Here is a 15209-nt window from a genome sequence, read left to right on the forward strand (position 1 = left end):
GATCAGCCTCCTACCCGATTGCGCCACGCATGATGATTAACTAAACATGCTGTTCAGATTAAGAAAAATAATATTGTATTGATTGTAAGGATCTAAAAAGGTGATGGAAGATTCATAACTCCGTATAATAAAACTACTTGTTATTACAAATAATAAGGCATCGTATAAATTAATAATCCTGAAAAAGGAGCGTGCTTTTTTTGTTGTCTACATTGATGAAGGTGAGTAAGCTGAAAATCAAAGACTCAATATTAGTTGGAATAATTGGCGGATTAATTGGGGTTACTTGTATGGATATCTCTAATATAATTCTATATCGAAATAGGAGAACGGAAGCTCTATATGGGCATTTAGCTGGGTCGATGATTATGAAACCAGCAAAATTAAAGAAAGGTAAAAATTTTTTTATTGGTCAGTTGTTTCATATGACGGTAGGTTCAGTGTTAGGTGTTGGGATGACAGAAATCTTAAAAAGATTTGGTAAGGACCACCATATTATTAAAGGCCTCTTCTTATCGGTGACTACATGGGGATTTTTATATAATTTTGGACAAAGAATGGGTTTTTATAGAACGAATCCTCGTTTAACCAAAAGTAGCTATACCGCAATTTGGCACCATCTCATCTATGGTTTGGCAACATCTCAGGCGATAGTAACCTTGGCTGATCCAAGTGTTTTTTCGCAAAAGGAATTCAGCAATGAAACCTCGAATTCAGCAAATCGGGCACTAAGTAGTAATATTCGTACTGTCTATTCAGATGTGAATCTTAATCCATCAGAAGCAACATCAAATTTAAATTAGATGGTTCAGATATCTGTATCCTAGCCATAGGCACATATGTATTGACAAGAAGGACATACCTATCTATACTTCGTTTATGACATATAGAGTCGAAAATATGAGAAAAAAGAGAAAAGGAGGTTAAATTTTACATTTAAGGTTATTTTGTGTTTTAGAATAAGGAGGAAATAAGAATGAGAAAAATGGCTTCAGTTCTCGTATCTGCATTATTAGTAGGTGCACTTGTTGTGTCCGGATGTGGAACCCAAACGCCAAATACCAGCACTACTGGGAGTAGTGGAAACGAAGATGTGATTAAAATTGGGGTCTTCGAACCAATGACCGGAGCAAATGCTGCCGGGGGGGCGTTAGAAGTTGAAGGTATTAAACTAGCTAATAAACTCTATCCAGAGGTTCTTGGTAAGAAAGTTGAATTAATAACAGTTGACAATAAATCAGATAAAGTCGAGGCAGCTAGCGCGGCTTCCCGGCTGGTAGAAAAAGAGAAAGTATCGGCAATCATTGGGAGTTGGGGAAGCTCACTTTCCATGGCCGCTGGAGATATTGTAAAGAATGCCAAAATCCCGACAGTAGCGGCATCCGCAACTAATCCACTCGTTACAAAGAATAATGACTTTTATTTCCGAGTTTGCTTTATTGATCCGTTTCAAGGGAAAGTAATGGCCAACTACGCCTTTAATAAACTGAACGCTAAAAAAGTGGCCATTGTTCAAGAAGTCTCCAGTGATTACTCTATTGGTCTCGCCAAATTCTTCACAGATTCGTTTAAAGAATTGACGGGAGACCAAAATGCGATTGTCGGTGTGGCTAACTATAATACAGGAGACCAAGATTTCTCCGCCCAATTAACCAACATAAAAGCAAAGAATCCTGATGTTATCTTTGCACCAGGTAACTTCACTGAATCAGCACTTCTTATTAAACAAGCTCGACAACTTGGCATTAAAGCACCGATCATTGGCGGAGATACATGGGAGACACCTGAATTTATAGATATCGGTAAAGATGCTGTTGAAGGCGCTGTCTTCTCGACCTTCTTTACTTCTGAGAAACCAATTACTCCAGAATCCGAGAAGTTCTTAGCGGAATACCGCAAAGAAAACCCTGATAAAGAGCCGGCTGCGGTCACTGCTTTGGGATATGATGCTTATATCGTAATTCTTGATGCTATCAAGAAAGCCAATTCCTCAGATGCTGTTAAAATCCAAGAACAACTTGCTAAAACAAAAGACTTCCCTGGAGCAGCTGGTATGATTACCCTTGACGAGAACGGGGATGCCGTTAAAGACGCGGTCATTAAGCAGGTTAAGAATGGTAAGTTCACTTATATGGATATTATCAAAGCCCAATAATAGTTGAGACTATACTTATTGGAGTAAATAGATAATCAATATCTACTCTTGGTTACCGATACGCTTTCCTTCGTTGTAAGGGGAGCGTATCTCTTATGAACTGATTTTGACAGGCTCTTTAAATCAATAATGAAGGACAATGAGGTGATAAACTAAGGTGATGAACTTAAGTACGTTTTTCCAGCATTTGACGAACGGAATCTCTTTAGGAAGTTTATACGCCTTGGTGGCTATCGGCTATACCATGGTTTACGGAACTCTACGTCTCATAAACTTTGCTCATGGCGATGTGTTTATGATGACAACATATTTTGCCTTTTATGGTGTCGCCACGTTTATGCTGCCTTGGTATGTTTCATTTATCTTGGCCATTATTTTAACTGCAGCTCTCGGAATGTTACTGGAAATAGGGGCATATCGTCCGCTCCGTGATGCACCGAAGATCTCGATCATGATCTCGGCGATCGGTGCGTCGTTTTTACTTGAAAACTTGGCGGTCGTGTTATTTGGCGGACGCCCTAAGGCTTTCCCGAGTGTCAAACTTTTAACCGATAGCATTCAGTGGGGAACAGTTTCTATTCAAAAATTGACGTTCGTTATTCCAATAGTCACTATCATATTCCTGGTGGGGCTTTTATACTTAATTAATCATACGAAAACAGGGATGGCTATGCGGGCGGTGGCTAAAGATTACGAAACAGCTGGGATCATGGGTGTGAATGTAAACAAGACGATTTCTCAAACCTTCGCAATTGGCTCGATGCTAGCTGCTGTAGGAGGGATTATGTGGGGACTTAAATTTCCCCAGATTGCCCCACTGATGGGTGTAATGCCGGGCCTTAAAGCCTTTATTGCGGCTGTTATCGGAGGAATTGGAAATATTAAAGGTGCTGTGATTGGCGGTTTTATTTTAGGAATTGGGGAAATAATGATTGTTGCCTTTCTCCCAAGTTTGAGTGGCTACAGAGATGCGTTTGCCTTCATCTTTCTGATTGTCATTCTGTTATTTAAGCCGACAGGAATTACCGGTGAGAAAATAGCGGAGAAGGTGTAACTATGAAACAAAAAAAGACACTGCTGACAGTTATCTCGATTGTTGTTCTTTTCTTAGGAGTTTATCTGGCCGATCAAAATCTTGATTCCTATAAGATGAGGATCTTAAATCTTTGCGCTATCTACGTTGTGCTTGGTTTGAGTATGAATTTAATTAATGGTTTTACCGGGCTCTTTTCTCTTGGACATGCTGGTTTTATGGCGGTAGGTGCCTATACTACGGCCATTCTCACGATGCCGGACGTTGTGAAGGGGCAAAATTTCTTCATGGTTCCGATGATGAAGCCTCTAGACACCATGCACGTGCCCTTTTTCCTAGCGCTTCTAATTGGAGGGATTTTTGCGGGCATTGTGGGTTATTTGATTGGTGCACCAGCTTTGAGGCTTCGAGGGGATTACCTGGCAATAGCGACCTTGGGTTTTGCAGAAATCATTCGGGTGGTTTTCACAAATATACAAAGTGTTACTAACGGGGCACTTGGGCTTAAGGGTATTCCAGAATCGTCCAATATTTGGTGGACCGTCGGGGTTGCTACGGTAACTGTACTTTTTATAGGCTCGCTCATTAACAGTAGTTATGGTCGGGCGTTTAAAGCCATTAGGGAAGATGAGATCGCGGCTGAAAGTATGGGAATTAGTCTCTTTAAGCATAAGGTCCTAGCTTTTACCATCGGAGCTTTTTTTGCGGGAGTTGGTGGTGGACTCTTAGGAAGCTTGATGGGAACTATTGATCCCCTGATGTTTCGTTTCTTCCTTACCTTCAACATTTTGCTTATTATCATTCTTGGAGGGATGGGGAGTATCACTGGAACTATTATTTCGGCGTTTATTATCACCATCGGGGGAGAGGCCCTACGTTTCCTTGATGAATCTATGACAATTGGTAACCTTGTTATTCCAGGCATTTCTGGTTTGCGAATGGTTGTTTTTTCAGCTCTGCTCATGATTGTCGTCCTTTTCTTTAATAGGGGAATTATGGGGACCAATGAATTCACCTGGGACAGGCTTTTTGCTAAGTTTGGCAAAAAACCTTTGGCCAAAGGAGGAAGCAAACAGTGAACCTATTAAAGGTTGAAAATGTCTCAATGATTTTTGGCGGGTTAACAGCAGTCAAGGAGTTTAACCTTGATTTAAACCAAGGAGAAATTGTTGCCTTGATTGGCCCAAACGGTGCAGGAAAAACAACGGCCTTTAACATGATTACTGGAGTATATAGACCTACAATCGGGCGGATTAGTTACAAAGGAAACGATATTACAGGGCAAAGGCCGGATCAGATTACTAAGCAAGGTATTGCGCGGACGTTTCAAAATATCCGCTTGTTTAAGGACCTGACTGTACTCGATAATGTCTTAATTGCTAATCATTTGCACCTTAAATCTAATTTTCTAGAAGCCACCTTTAAACTTCCTCGCTATCGTAGGGAGGAGAAAAGAATCTTGGAGAAGTCCCTTAGCCTACTGGAAAAGGTAGGGCTTGTGGATGCTCAGAATGAAAAATCCAGCTCGCTTCCTTATGGTAAGCAGAGGCGTTTGGAGATAGCTCGTGCCTTGGCTACGAATCCGGAGATTCTGCTTTTGGACGAGCCAGCTGCGGGAATGAATCCCAAGGAAACAGACGATTTGACTGAGTTTATTCGCCAAATTCGGGATGAGTTTCATTTATCTATTTTCATGATTGAACACCATATGCAAGTGGTCATGGGGATTTCTGATCGTATTTGTGTTTTCGATCATGGAGTCACAATTGCTGAAGGTAATCCTTATGAGATTCAAAATAACCAGAAGGTGATTGAAGCATACTTGGGGGTGGCGGAAGATTATGCTTAAAATCGAAAATTTGAGTGTCGCCTACGGTGGGATTGAAGCCTTAAAAGGAATCAGTTTGGAAGTCGAAGAAGGAAAAATTGTCACCTTGGTGGGAGCCAATGGTGCGGGGAAGAGCACTGTTCTGCGTTCAATTGTTGGTCTCGTTAAACCAAAAGAGGGCTCTATCACTTATCATGGGAAAAACTTACTGACAGAGAAACGTCATAACATCGTAAAAAATGGGATTACTTTAGTTCCAGAAGGGCGACGAGTTTTTCCGGATATGACGGTTTTGGAGAATCTGAAACTTGGGGCCTTTACCCGCAAGGATCATCAAGGAATTAAAGAAGACATTGAATGGGTTTATACCCTTTTTCCCAGGCTTAAAGAACGAGAATGGCAACTCGCAGGCACACTGTCCGGCGGTGAGCAGCAGATGCTGGCGGTGGGACGCGCGCTAATGTCACGTCCTAAACTGCTCATGATGGATGAACCATCTTTGGGGCTTGCTCCACTCATTGTCAAAGATATTTTTAATATTGTGCGGGAAATTCATCGCCAAGGGATGACTATTCTTTTGATTGAGCAGAATGCCAATGCTGCATTACACATTGCAGATGTGGGTTATGTTATTGAAACTGGGCGAATTATCCTTAAAGGAACTGGCAAAGAGTTATTGGCCAATGAAGATGTGAAAAAAGCCTATTTAGGTGAGAGTGTCACAATGCAGAAGGGCTAAGCTCGTTATCTGTTGAAATAGTGTTAGCACTCACAAGAGAAGATGCTATAGTTTGTGCATTAATTAAAGGTTACGCAGCTTAACGTCTGTCCTTATCTGGGACAGACGTTTTATTTTTTAGATAACGTTGGTGCTATTCATTGATGTAAACAATGACATAGCAAAGACCATGGGGACAATTTAGTAGACGATGTATTGAAAGAAAGCAGTCGGTTTTGGGAGGTTTTCGAAAATAAGGAAATCGGGCTTGAAGAGTTGAAATTCATAGGTTTGAGTGCTATTATTATATAAACCGTTGAAGGGGAAGTAAAACCGCAAGACCAACCTCACAGAGAGTCGAGTAGGCTGGAAGCTCGGCAGGTAACGGAGCGGGTAAATGGGCCCTGGAGGGTGGAGCGAAAAGGCTTGCTTAGGCTTTAGTAGCTACCAACGCAAAGCCAGCGTTATTGGGCAAAGGGTGTGTTGGCACTCTGCAGGAGAGGATGCATTTGTCTTTTGTGCATCAATTAAGGTGGTACCGCAGATTAACGTCTGTCCTTATCTAAGGACAGACGTGTTGTTTTTGCGCCACACTTCGTTCTATCATCATAAACGCAGATGAGTGGAACGTGCAGAGAAGGAACCCCGCAAATTATTAAATTTGAGGGAGGTTATTTATATGAAAGATTTGAGATTGGCGAGATTTTCTACTGAGCGAAGTACTATCGAGGTCAAGGGGGTAACCATAGGAGGAAAAGAGATTATCCTAATGGGTGGACCCTGTGCTGTGGAATCGAGTATCCAAATGAGTCACTCAGCTAGAACTGTAAAAAAGGCAGGAGGCAAGATCCTGCGGGGTGGGGTTTTTAAACCACGCACGTCACCCTATAGTTTTCAGGGCTTAGGTTTGGAAGGACTTAACTATTTGGTTCAAGCTGCTAGAGAAAATGACTTACTCTGTGTCACCGAAGTCATTGACGCATCAAGTTTAGATTTAGTGGGTGACAAGGTTGACCTTATTCAAATCGGTGCTCGGAATATGCAAAATTTTGAGCTTCTAAAGTTAGCTGGTACAATCAGTAAACCGATTATTTTGAAACGAGGATTGTCGGCAACTATAGAGGAGTGGTTGTTGGCTGCCGAATATATATTAGCTGCCGGTAATCCCCAAGTAATCCTTTGTGAACGAGGAATTCGCACATTTGAGCCCAGTACCAGAAATACCTTAGATCTAAGTGCTGTAGGAGTGGCTAAAGAACTTTCTCATCTGCCAGTTATTGTTGATCCAAGTCATGCAGCGGGCAGAAGAGATTTGATTTCCGCGTTATCTAAAGCCGCTATTGCAGGAGGTGCGGACGGCTTATTGATCGAAATGCACCCGAATCCTGCCGAGGCCACAAGTGATGGACCCCAGTCCTTGTACCCGGAACAATTTATCCAATTAGCTCGGGAGCTAGGAATAGTCGCCGGGTCAGTAAATAGAGTTTTTGCTTGTAGTGGACAGGAAGATGAGGATACCCTTGAATCCCTGCGCACTCAGATTGATAACATTGATCAAAGTATCATCGAATGTCTAGTGGCCCGCATGAAAATCGTCGGAAAAGTAGGAGATCAGAAACGCTTGGATCGGGTTAAAGACACCAACCGGGAAAAAGAAATTATTCAGCGCCTAGTTAACTTAGCTGAGGAATTACAACTTCCCCCTGAGCTAGTCAAAAAGATCTACCCTTTAATTTTTGAGTTCGGAGTTCAATCCCAAATCAAAAGTAAAGTTGCCCTAGATAAAGAATTAGACCTTTCGTGTTATCCCCTGGGAAGTAAATGATTTTCAGGTAGGTGCGCCACAGAAATCCTGATGTTTTTTTAGCTGAATGTGTTCAGTACCTTGCATTTGTCAAGCCTAGGTAGAAATATCCTAGGCTTTTCCATTTGTGAAGAGGTTTAATATCATATTTGCTCCAAAAACACATAGAATTGACAGAGGCTTACTCCCTTACTACGGAGGATGTCGAAGGAAACAAGGGGAAATGAATAAAGGGATGGAAATTAACACTCAAAATTTTTTGATTGTTCATTTTTTTAATATTATTTGCTTAATAAAGTTTTCTCAAAGAAGGTTTTTCAACATTATTCGCGAATTTATCCTTAAATGATCTTATTGAGGGCCATAATAAGGTAATAAAGTCGACGAAAGAGGTGAACTTGTGTGCGTTCGCTTAAGCATCAAATTCTCATACTCCTGCTATGTTCGCTTGTTTTACTAGCCGGTAGCTTCCTCGCGATCCTAGGTTGGTATATGAAAGATCGTGATGTAGCTGCCGCTATGATTAAAGCTAAAACAGATCTGGCAACATGTAGGGAAATTATAGATAAGACATATCCTGGCTCATGGTCAGTTCAGGACGGGAACCTATATAAAGGGACCATTAAAATCAGTCTTAATAATGATTTAGTGGATCATTTAGCCCTTCTAACAGGGGACACTGTGACCTTATTTTGTGGGGAGACGCGGGTAGCTACCACAGTGCTCGGCTCAAACGGCGAACGAGCGATAGGTACCAAGGTTGCCGCTAATGTAGCCCAGACAGTATTGCAAAATGGCCAGACTTATTTAGGCGAGGCTACGGTTGTTGGACAGCGATACCAAACAGGTTATGTCCCTTTACGAACATCGACAGGTAACATTATTGGGATCTTTTATGTAGGAATCTCCCATGCCTATGAGCAGGAAATTATCACAAGGTCTTTGATCACAATGGCTGAAATAGGACTAGCCTTAACTATCTTGGTAGCGCTTCTGACTTGGTTTTTCCTTCAGAAAGTTATCATCCACCCCTTGCACAATATCATGTTAGGAACTCGGGACGTAGCAACGGGACATCTTACTCAGAAGATCAAGGTTTCCGGCGCTAAGGAAATTGGGGAGCTGGAAGATGCCTTCAACCAGATGGTAGAGCAGATCCAATCGCTGACAGGGGAAATTAGCCGGGCGACGACAAGCAGCAATAATAGCGATGATCCAACTGAAGGCGAAATTAATACAGCTACACAACCGATCGAGACTAATAAAGCAATAACTGAACTAACTATCAAAAATACGGTCCCTACAGATCAGCAGCCACGACCTGGACTGAATATGGCTTTGTGTATTGGCGAAGAAGGACTGCCCAAAGGCTTAAACCAATCCACTCTCGCTCAAATAGTACAGTTTCTACAAGCAACTCACCGTCCCCTCTCTGCTGAGGATGTCGCGGAAGGTGTTAAGCTGACTCGGGTCACAGTACGTCGCTACCTTGAATTTTTAGAACAAAGTGGACTATTAAAATCTGAACAGAAATACGGTACTGTCGGTCGACCGGTTAAGCTGTTTATCCCATTATAAAAGGCTCCCTTGGGGGCCTTTTTTTTATGCAACTTGGGTAGCCACCTCGCCAAGGCTGCAAGAAGGCTAAACGTGCGAAGACAGTGTCTGCAAGAAGGGTTAATAAGTGCAAAGACAGTGTTTTCGTGGGTGCCAGTCGAGTTTTTTTTATTTACTAAATATGCGCACCTATTTTTAATTTACTAAACTTTCTCAACATTTTATTTATTGACAAAATACTTTATTAATGTTCAAAAACACGACAGACAGAGCGAAGGAAGATAAACTAAGAGCATAAGAACCTTGCTTACGAGATCTTGAAATCGTGGGTTGCCGGTTGGCCAATGGTTAAGAAAGGAGGTAAGAATATTTGGCTTAAGATCTCATAAAGTGTAGCTATCCGAATACAACACAAAGTCCCTGCTTCAATATCCAAATTAGAAAGGAATGATAAATTTGGAAACAAATAATTATTCGACACCTTCAGAGATAACTTATACCACTATCCAGACAGGGATTAAAAAAGTAGGTATGAAATATTCAAATCAGTTTATACTTGCAATTTTAGCGGGAGCCTTTATTGCTTTCGCAGCTGAAGGATCAAATATGGCAGCTTTTAATTTATTTGCAAAGCCAGAAACTTATGGTCTCGGGAAAGCTTTAGCAGGTTCAATATTTGGAACAGGTCTTATGCTAGTTATTTTAGCAGGCGGAGAATTGTTCACTGGAAATACGATGATTTTGGGCGGAGTCTTAGATGGAAAAATCAAATTAAGTGCGATGCTTAAAAATTGGTTTTTTGTTTATAGCGGTAATTTTGTTGGTTCCGTCTTTCTCGCCTATATGATGGTGCATTCTGGATTATTCAACAGTGGTGCCAATGTCCTGGGTGGGATGACTATCAAAATAGCCTCCTATAAAGTAGGATTACCGTTTATGTCTGCTTTCTATTTAGGAATTATGTGTAACATGTTAGTCTGTCTGGCAGTTTGGATGGCCTACGGAGCAAAAGACATGGTAGGTAAAATATTTGCAATTTTCTTTCCGATTTGGCTGTTTATTACCTCTGGTTTTGAACACAGTGTCGCAAATATGTATTATATCCCAGCTGGAATATTGGCAAAAGCAAACCCAAGTTGGGTTGCTCAGTCCCATGTTGCCCCAGAAGTGCTTGCGAAATTAAACTGGGGAACCTTTATAACTAATAACTTAATTCCAGTGACCCTTGGAAACATTGTTGGGGGATCACTTTTTGTGGCTGGTGTCTATTGGTTTGTGTATATCAAAAATGTGTCGAAGAAAGAAAGTGTATCATCAAACCAGGCTAGACCAAGTGCTGCTAAATAAACCAAATGAAGCAATTGAATCAATTCAGCAAAAAAATCCTGTCCTTAATAAACAAGGACAGGATTTTTTGGAAATATTGGGACTTAATTTACAACATTAATCAATTTTCCTTGAATAAATGATTCAATATTAACAGCCATGAGCTTAATGAGTCTCTGTCTTGACTCAAAACGCCGCCATCCTATATGCGGAGTGAGAATGACATTTTCCATGTAAAACAAAGGGTTAGTCGGTTCCGGTGGTTCTTGCTCTTGAACATCAAGTGCTGCACCAGCAATTTTCCCGTTTTGTAGGGCTTCGATTATATCAGTTTCTTTTATTATTGATCCCCTGGAGGTGTTGATGATAAATGCTGAAGGTTTCATCAGATTCAGCCGGTCCTTATCGATAAGGTGTAATGTATCGGCGGTGAGAGGGCAGTGGAGGGTGACAAAATCACTTTGTTTGAGTAAGTCGTCTAGCGAGACAAAGCGTACGTTGGGGTTATCCAATGGTTTCGGAGTTCGACTATAGATGAGAATATTCATTCCCAGAGCCAGAGCGATTTTTATGACCGCCTGTCCAATAGCGCCGCCTCCACCAATGACTCCTAGTGTTTTGTTCTGTAACTCGAAATGGGGAAAATCTACATGTTTGTTAAAATCATCAAAGTTTTTCTGTTTAATCATCATCTGTCTCTGGATCAACGAAGAGCTGAAATTTAAGATGTAGGTAATCACTAGATGAGCAACGGCTTCAGTGCTGTAGCTAGGTACGTTGCAGACGGTAATATTCTTTTCTCTTGCGGCAACAATGTCGATATTGTTATAACCTGTTCCAGCTTCGCAGATCAGTTTAACTGAGGGAGGAAATTGGGAGATCAAATCCCTACTTAGAGGTAATTCTTTCGTGATGATAATACTTTGATCTTTAACTCGTTCTAAAATTTCTTTATCGCTACTTTCCTCGTAGTTTGTAAAAGTAGTGAGTTTGGTTATCGATGAAAAATCGAGTCGGTTGTCAAAGTTAAGTTTTGCAGAATTAAGAAATACGGTGTTTTGCATATGTTCCCCCTAAAGTTTAAAATTTTCTATAAACACTAAATATTATAGTTCTATCCTAGCTGATGGTCAACTCATAAGACCAGTTTGCAAGTAGTTGATCACGGTAAATGGTGGCTGCCTTGGTTGACTAATAGTAAAATTAAGGCCACTCTTATGTGGCCCGAAGAAATTAGTTATCAATTTTAGTCTTCAACTTTGCAAGTGGAGATCCCTAAAAGCGAACTAATTGGGCAATAACGAATTGCCCCGGTGATAATTGGGAGTAACCCAATTATGCCCCACCAACTCTTATAGTACAGACCTAATAGCAGGATAATTGCTCCAACTGAAATCCTAATAATCCGCTCAGTTCTCCCAATGTTACATTTCATTGAAATACCCCCTCTAATTAGTTTGCCCATCAAACCTACTCCTGTGATGCCTTTGACGCTCTCCAAGAGGCGGCGTACTGTTCAAACGTTCTTTGAACAGTTTCACCGATTTTTTTATAAGCTCCGTCATTCAAGTTTGCCAGAGATGTGCGAATTGACCACTTTGGGCCTTCGAACCCGCCGCCATTTAGAAGTACGATTGAAGATTCTTCAGCTAAACGAAATAAGATGTCTATGGGTTCATAGTTGGCTTGTAAATACTGAACGAATTCGTCGCCGTACTTTATCTTTGCCCAAATTAATAAATCAATTTGACTGTAGTAGGCGGCGTCATAAGTATCCTTACGCAGCTCGAGCCCGAAACCTTCGTACAATAATTTTTGTCGTTGGTGACAAATTCCTTGTGTCAACTTCTTATAACGGTTCTCCTTGTCAAGTAGGCCGAAAAGTGCAAAAAGCGCCATTTGTACTTGCTGAGGTGTTGATAAACCCGCCGTATGATTAAGTGCGACTTGACGACTGTCTGCCACCATCCGATCAATAAAACGAATTTGGTTGGGATGCAAGGTTATTGTTCCATAGCGTTCTGCCAAAGCTTCCACTTTTTCGCGCGGCAGTTCTCTCAATAATTGATCAAATACATTGTCTTGGTGCACAGCAATAACTCCTAAACGCCAACCCGTAGCTCCAAAATACTTGGAGAAGGAGTAAACCCCGAGTGTATTAAATGGCAACTCAGCCATGAGTGAACGAAAATTATCTACAAATGTGCCATACACATCATCAGTGATGACCATTATTTTCGGATTATGGTTCTTGACTACTTCTACTAAACGTTGCTTCGACGAGTCTTTTATGGCTACAGAGGGTGGGTTGCTTGGGTTAACAACAAAAAGAGCTTTGATGCTGGGATCCGCTAATTTATCAATCTCTGAGTTTGGATATTGCCAAGTGCGGCTACCTCCCTCATCCATTTCTAAAGCATAAATCTCAATAACCTCAAATTGATAACGAGATAAATGAGGAATCTCAAGATAAGGGGTAAAGGTTGGTACCATAAGTGCAATCGTATCCCCCTTGGAAAGCAAATTATTTGCTATCAGGGAGTCAAAAATGTAACACATGGCTGCAGTGCCGCCCTCAACAGCGAATAAGTCGTATTTGCCAGGGGGAGAAACTTTATTACACATTTCCTGAATGAGATACTCGTGGACAACCTGCTCTAAGTGTACGAGCATTCGATCCGGCACAGGGTAGTTATCTCCGACAATTCCATCGACAAGTTCATATACCCAAGCATCTGGGTTGAACCCTAGCTTGAACGTCCCATAATCAAGGATAGCGCTGAGAAAGCCGACTCCGGGTGCGTCGTGATGTTTTTCAGTGTAAGCCTTTAGCCGAGCCGAGATGCCTTCTTTTTTAGGCATACCAGCCAGATCGCTATCTTTCCATATTTGGCGCGATTCCTCCATGGCAAAGTGGCCCAAAGTAAAGAACGCCTCGCGTGGTGTTGCTGCAATCCAGTTGGGGTTGCCTCTTCCGGCATTGAGCATTGACCAAATGCTATGATCGCCTCGATCATGAGCTAGACTAATTAATTTGTCCTTAAGTTCAAAAGGACTAAGTTGTTCGTACGTTCGTTCAATTTCTCTGCGAAGCGTATTGTCGTTATTAATGGTAATCATGCCTCCTTGAATTTGGTGAGCCATTTCGTTCTGAAACCAATATATGTTGAGCCGACCTAGTTAGGTATAAGCAAAGCGCTTAAAGGTACTCTGCGCTGTACATGATACATTTATACACCCGTAATTAAGTCAGTTAGTCAGCATGGGTATGGTGAATCAGGATTTTTCACAAGCTAGGAATAAGGTCTGACAAATATTGCTGCAGCCTGTTTCTACGTAAATTGAAACTTCTTTCACGAGGATAGGAGGAATTTATGGGACTTTGCCGAAAGTAAAAGGGTTAAAGGAAAATAAAGAGGGATGTTTATTAGTAAAGGCTAGCTTGATTGATTAGGTAAAAGAAGTATAAAATGAAAGTAATAGAGCATGAAAGGTGTGAACTAGGAGATGCCACTTAAGCCAATGCGTATCTATTCTGAACAGTGGAGTCCATCGGAGGAACAGATTAAAAGTTTATTTCCAATTAATGACATCATATCTGAAGTTGGAAAGGATCCTGGGATAAAGGTCTTTACTGATGATGAAATAAGATTAAAGTTTCCCGCTCAATATAATATCTCTGTGCAAGCTCGAGCATATAATCAGTCTTTAGTTGAGCTTTTACATGAGTATTATGAAGATTATAGATACAAACCGGAGCTTGCGGAGTTATTAGGAGTACAATTACCGCAAATCATGTGGGTTGATACGTTAGGTCTTGAAGAAAACTTAATTAGTCTTCATATAACTAAGCTTAACAAGCAAGAGGTTTTTATTAATGATATTATTTTAGTGAAAAATATCGAGTTCGACTCATTAAGCGATGGCATCCTTGATGAGGTACTTAATAATTTGCGGAGGTTTGCTAAAGATCAGGGGGCTAAATACTTGTCTGGTTATGCAGCGAATAAAAGTACTTTAGAGCTATTTAAGGCTAAAGGGTTCAAAGAAGATAAGCGCGAGGGAATGGGTAATGATTATCTCTGGGGAATTGCAGTAGTGATGGGCGAACAGCTGCCTTTCTATGTTGAGCTGTAATTCTCATGACAAATAAAATGACGATCTACTCAGATTTCTTATGACCCTTCTGTATGATTGGGAAAGTCCCACTTGACCAGTTGGCCAAGGATAAAAATTTAATTTTAGAATGGAAAGCCTTTGAACTTAGACCAGAAGGTTTGGAAATCCCTCCAAAACCAGCTGAGTATTTGGCCCGAGCAAAAGCGGGTATCGAAAATTTGAGTCGAAAATATGGACTCCACATGACCTTTAATGAGAAGAGTAAACACTCTAGGTTAGCTTTAGAAGGAGCTAAATTCGCTGAGGAACACGGACTCGGAAACGAATATCATGACGCAGTTTTTGCAGCGCAATTTCAAGAACAAAAAAACATCAATGACTTAAATATTTTGACTGATTTAGCTCTCCAGATAGGGCTAGATCAGGAGAAATTCTTGGAGGCTCTCATTTCTCGAAAGTATAAACAAGCTGTATCTCTGGATGAAGAAGAAGCTGACCAGTTGGGCATTCAAATGGTTCCCTGTTTTATTGTAGAAGGTCGCAAGGCTTTTGGCGCTCAAAGCTATGAAGCACTGGAGAAACTTCTCCAAGGGCAAGAACCTCACAAGCTAACCCTGGGATAATACATCTCTCGATTTGACTATAATGAATATTCTGATGTTAAAGACT

General features: G+C 41.1%; 14 protein-coding genes and 1 other annotated feature. Of the genes, 11 read left to right on the forward strand and 3 right to left on the reverse strand.

What is annotated here, in order from left to right:
* Window positions 1–221: 221 nt before the first annotated feature.
* The 9 genes from DOT_RS19260 (at window position 222) to DOT_RS19300 (ending at window position 10442) form a co-directional block, all read left to right on the forward strand.
* Window positions 222–803 carry a hypothetical protein gene (locus tag DOT_RS19260; protein WP_207637057.1) on the forward strand — a complete coding sequence of 194 codons (582 nt, stop codon included), beginning with the start codon at window positions 222–224 and terminating at the stop codon, window positions 801–803.
* A 173-nt stretch (window positions 804–976) separates the two neighbouring features.
* Window positions 977–2155: an ABC transporter substrate-binding protein gene (locus DOT_RS19265; protein ID WP_009622414.1), complete on the forward strand. Its 1179-nt coding sequence runs from the start codon at window positions 977–979 to the stop codon at window positions 2153–2155.
* A 160-nt stretch (window positions 2156–2315) separates the two neighbouring features.
* Window positions 2316–3209 (forward strand): branched-chain amino acid ABC transporter permease, encoded by an 894-nt coding sequence (locus DOT_RS19270; protein WP_009622416.1) that lies wholly within the window; start codon window positions 2316–2318, stop codon window positions 3207–3209.
* A gap of 2 nt (window positions 3210–3211) precedes the next feature.
* Complete coding sequence (locus DOT_RS19275) at window positions 3212–4267, forward strand: branched-chain amino acid ABC transporter permease (RefSeq protein ID WP_009622418.1); 1056 nt, start codon at window positions 3212–3214, stop codon at window positions 4265–4267.
* Entirely contained in the window at window positions 4264–5037 is a 774-nt protein-coding gene (locus DOT_RS19280) for an ABC transporter ATP-binding protein (RefSeq protein WP_009622420.1), read from the forward strand. Before DOT_RS19275 ends, DOT_RS19280 begins: the two co-directional genes overlap by 4 nt.
* On the forward strand, window positions 5030–5755 hold the full coding sequence (locus DOT_RS19285) for an ABC transporter ATP-binding protein (RefSeq protein WP_009622422.1): 726 nt from the start codon (window positions 5030–5032) through the stop codon (window positions 5753–5755). Before DOT_RS19280 ends, DOT_RS19285 begins: the two co-directional genes overlap by 8 nt.
* A 286-nt stretch (window positions 5756–6041) precedes the next feature.
* Window positions 6042–6297: a binding site (T-box leader), on the forward strand.
* A 116-nt stretch (window positions 6298–6413) separates the two neighbouring features.
* Complete coding sequence (locus DOT_RS19290; protein ID WP_009622424.1) at window positions 6414–7559, forward strand: bifunctional 3-deoxy-7-phosphoheptulonate synthase/chorismate mutase; 1146 nt, start codon at window positions 6414–6416, stop codon at window positions 7557–7559.
* Between the two features lie 381 nt (window positions 7560–7940).
* Window positions 7941–9116, forward strand: coding sequence for a cache domain-containing protein (locus tag DOT_RS19295; protein WP_009622428.1), 1176 nt, complete (start codon window positions 7941–7943; stop codon window positions 9114–9116).
* Between the two features lie 435 nt (window positions 9117–9551).
* Window positions 9552–10442: a formate/nitrite transporter family protein gene (locus DOT_RS19300; protein ID WP_009622431.1), complete on the forward strand. Its 891-nt coding sequence runs from the start codon at window positions 9552–9554 to the stop codon at window positions 10440–10442.
* Between the two features lie 83 nt (window positions 10443–10525).
* On the opposite strand, the gene DOT_RS19305 is transcribed toward DOT_RS19300, so the two are convergent.
* The 3 genes from DOT_RS19305 to aspD form a co-directional block, all read right to left on the reverse strand.
* Window positions 10526–11485 carry an NAD(P)-dependent oxidoreductase gene (locus tag DOT_RS19305; protein ID WP_009622441.1) on the reverse strand — a complete coding sequence of 320 codons (960 nt, stop codon included), beginning with the start codon at window positions 11483–11485 and terminating at the stop codon, window positions 10526–10528.
* Window positions 11486–11667: 182 nt separating this feature from the next.
* Entirely contained in the window at window positions 11668–11856 is a 189-nt protein-coding gene (locus DOT_RS19310; protein WP_040412973.1) for a DUF2892 domain-containing protein, read from the reverse strand.
* A gap of 35 nt (window positions 11857–11891) precedes the next feature.
* Window positions 11892–13541, reverse strand: a complete 1650-nt coding sequence (gene aspD, locus DOT_RS19315) for an aspartate 4-decarboxylase (RefSeq protein ID WP_009622443.1) — start codon at window positions 13539–13541, stop codon at window positions 11892–11894.
* Window positions 13542–13928: 387 nt separating this feature from the next.
* Between aspD and DOT_RS19320 the strand changes: the two genes are divergently transcribed.
* A complete protein-coding gene (locus tag DOT_RS19320) occupies window positions 13929–14558 on the forward strand; it encodes a hypothetical protein (RefSeq protein WP_009622444.1) in 630 nt (209 codons plus the stop codon).
* 5 nt (window positions 14559–14563) lie between these two features.
* Window positions 14564–15163 carry a DsbA family oxidoreductase gene (locus DOT_RS19325; RefSeq protein ID WP_083824190.1) on the forward strand — a complete coding sequence of 200 codons (600 nt, stop codon included), beginning with the start codon at window positions 14564–14566 and terminating at the stop codon, window positions 15161–15163.
* Window positions 15164–15209 lie beyond the last annotated feature (46 nt).

It is taken from the genome of Desulfosporosinus sp. OT, assembly GCF_000224515.1.
GTDB lineage: Bacteria > Bacillota > Desulfitobacteriia > Desulfitobacteriales > Desulfitobacteriaceae > Desulfosporosinus.

Coding starts and splice junctions, on each gene's coding strand:
- DOT_RS19265 (WP_009622414.1), top strand. CDS start 977: ATGAGAAAAATGGCTTCAGTTCTCGTATCTGCATTATTAGTAGGTGCA.
- DOT_RS19270 (WP_009622416.1), top strand. CDS start 2,316: ATGAACTTAAGTACGTTTTTCCAGCATTTGACGAACGGAATCTCTTTA.
- DOT_RS19275 (WP_009622418.1), top strand. CDS start 3,212: ATGAAACAAAAAAAGACACTGCTGACAGTTATCTCGATTGTTGTTCTT.
- DOT_RS19285 (WP_009622422.1), top strand. CDS start 5,030: ATGCTTAAAATCGAAAATTTGAGTGTCGCCTACGGTGGGATTGAAGCC.
- DOT_RS19290 (WP_009622424.1), top strand. CDS start 6,414: ATGAAAGATTTGAGATTGGCGAGATTTTCTACTGAGCGAAGTACTATC.
- DOT_RS19305 (WP_009622441.1), bottom strand. CDS start 11,485: ATGCAAAACACCGTATTTCTTAATTCTGCAAAACTTAACTTTGACAAC.
- DOT_RS19310 (WP_040412973.1), bottom strand. CDS start 11,856: ATGAAATGTAACATTGGGAGAACTGAGCGGATTATTAGGATTTCAGTT.
- aspD (WP_009622443.1), bottom strand. CDS start 13,541: ATGATTACCATTAATAACGACAATACGCTTCGCAGAGAAATTGAACGA.
- DOT_RS19320 (WP_009622444.1), top strand. CDS start 13,929: ATGCCACTTAAGCCAATGCGTATCTATTCTGAACAGTGGAGTCCATCG.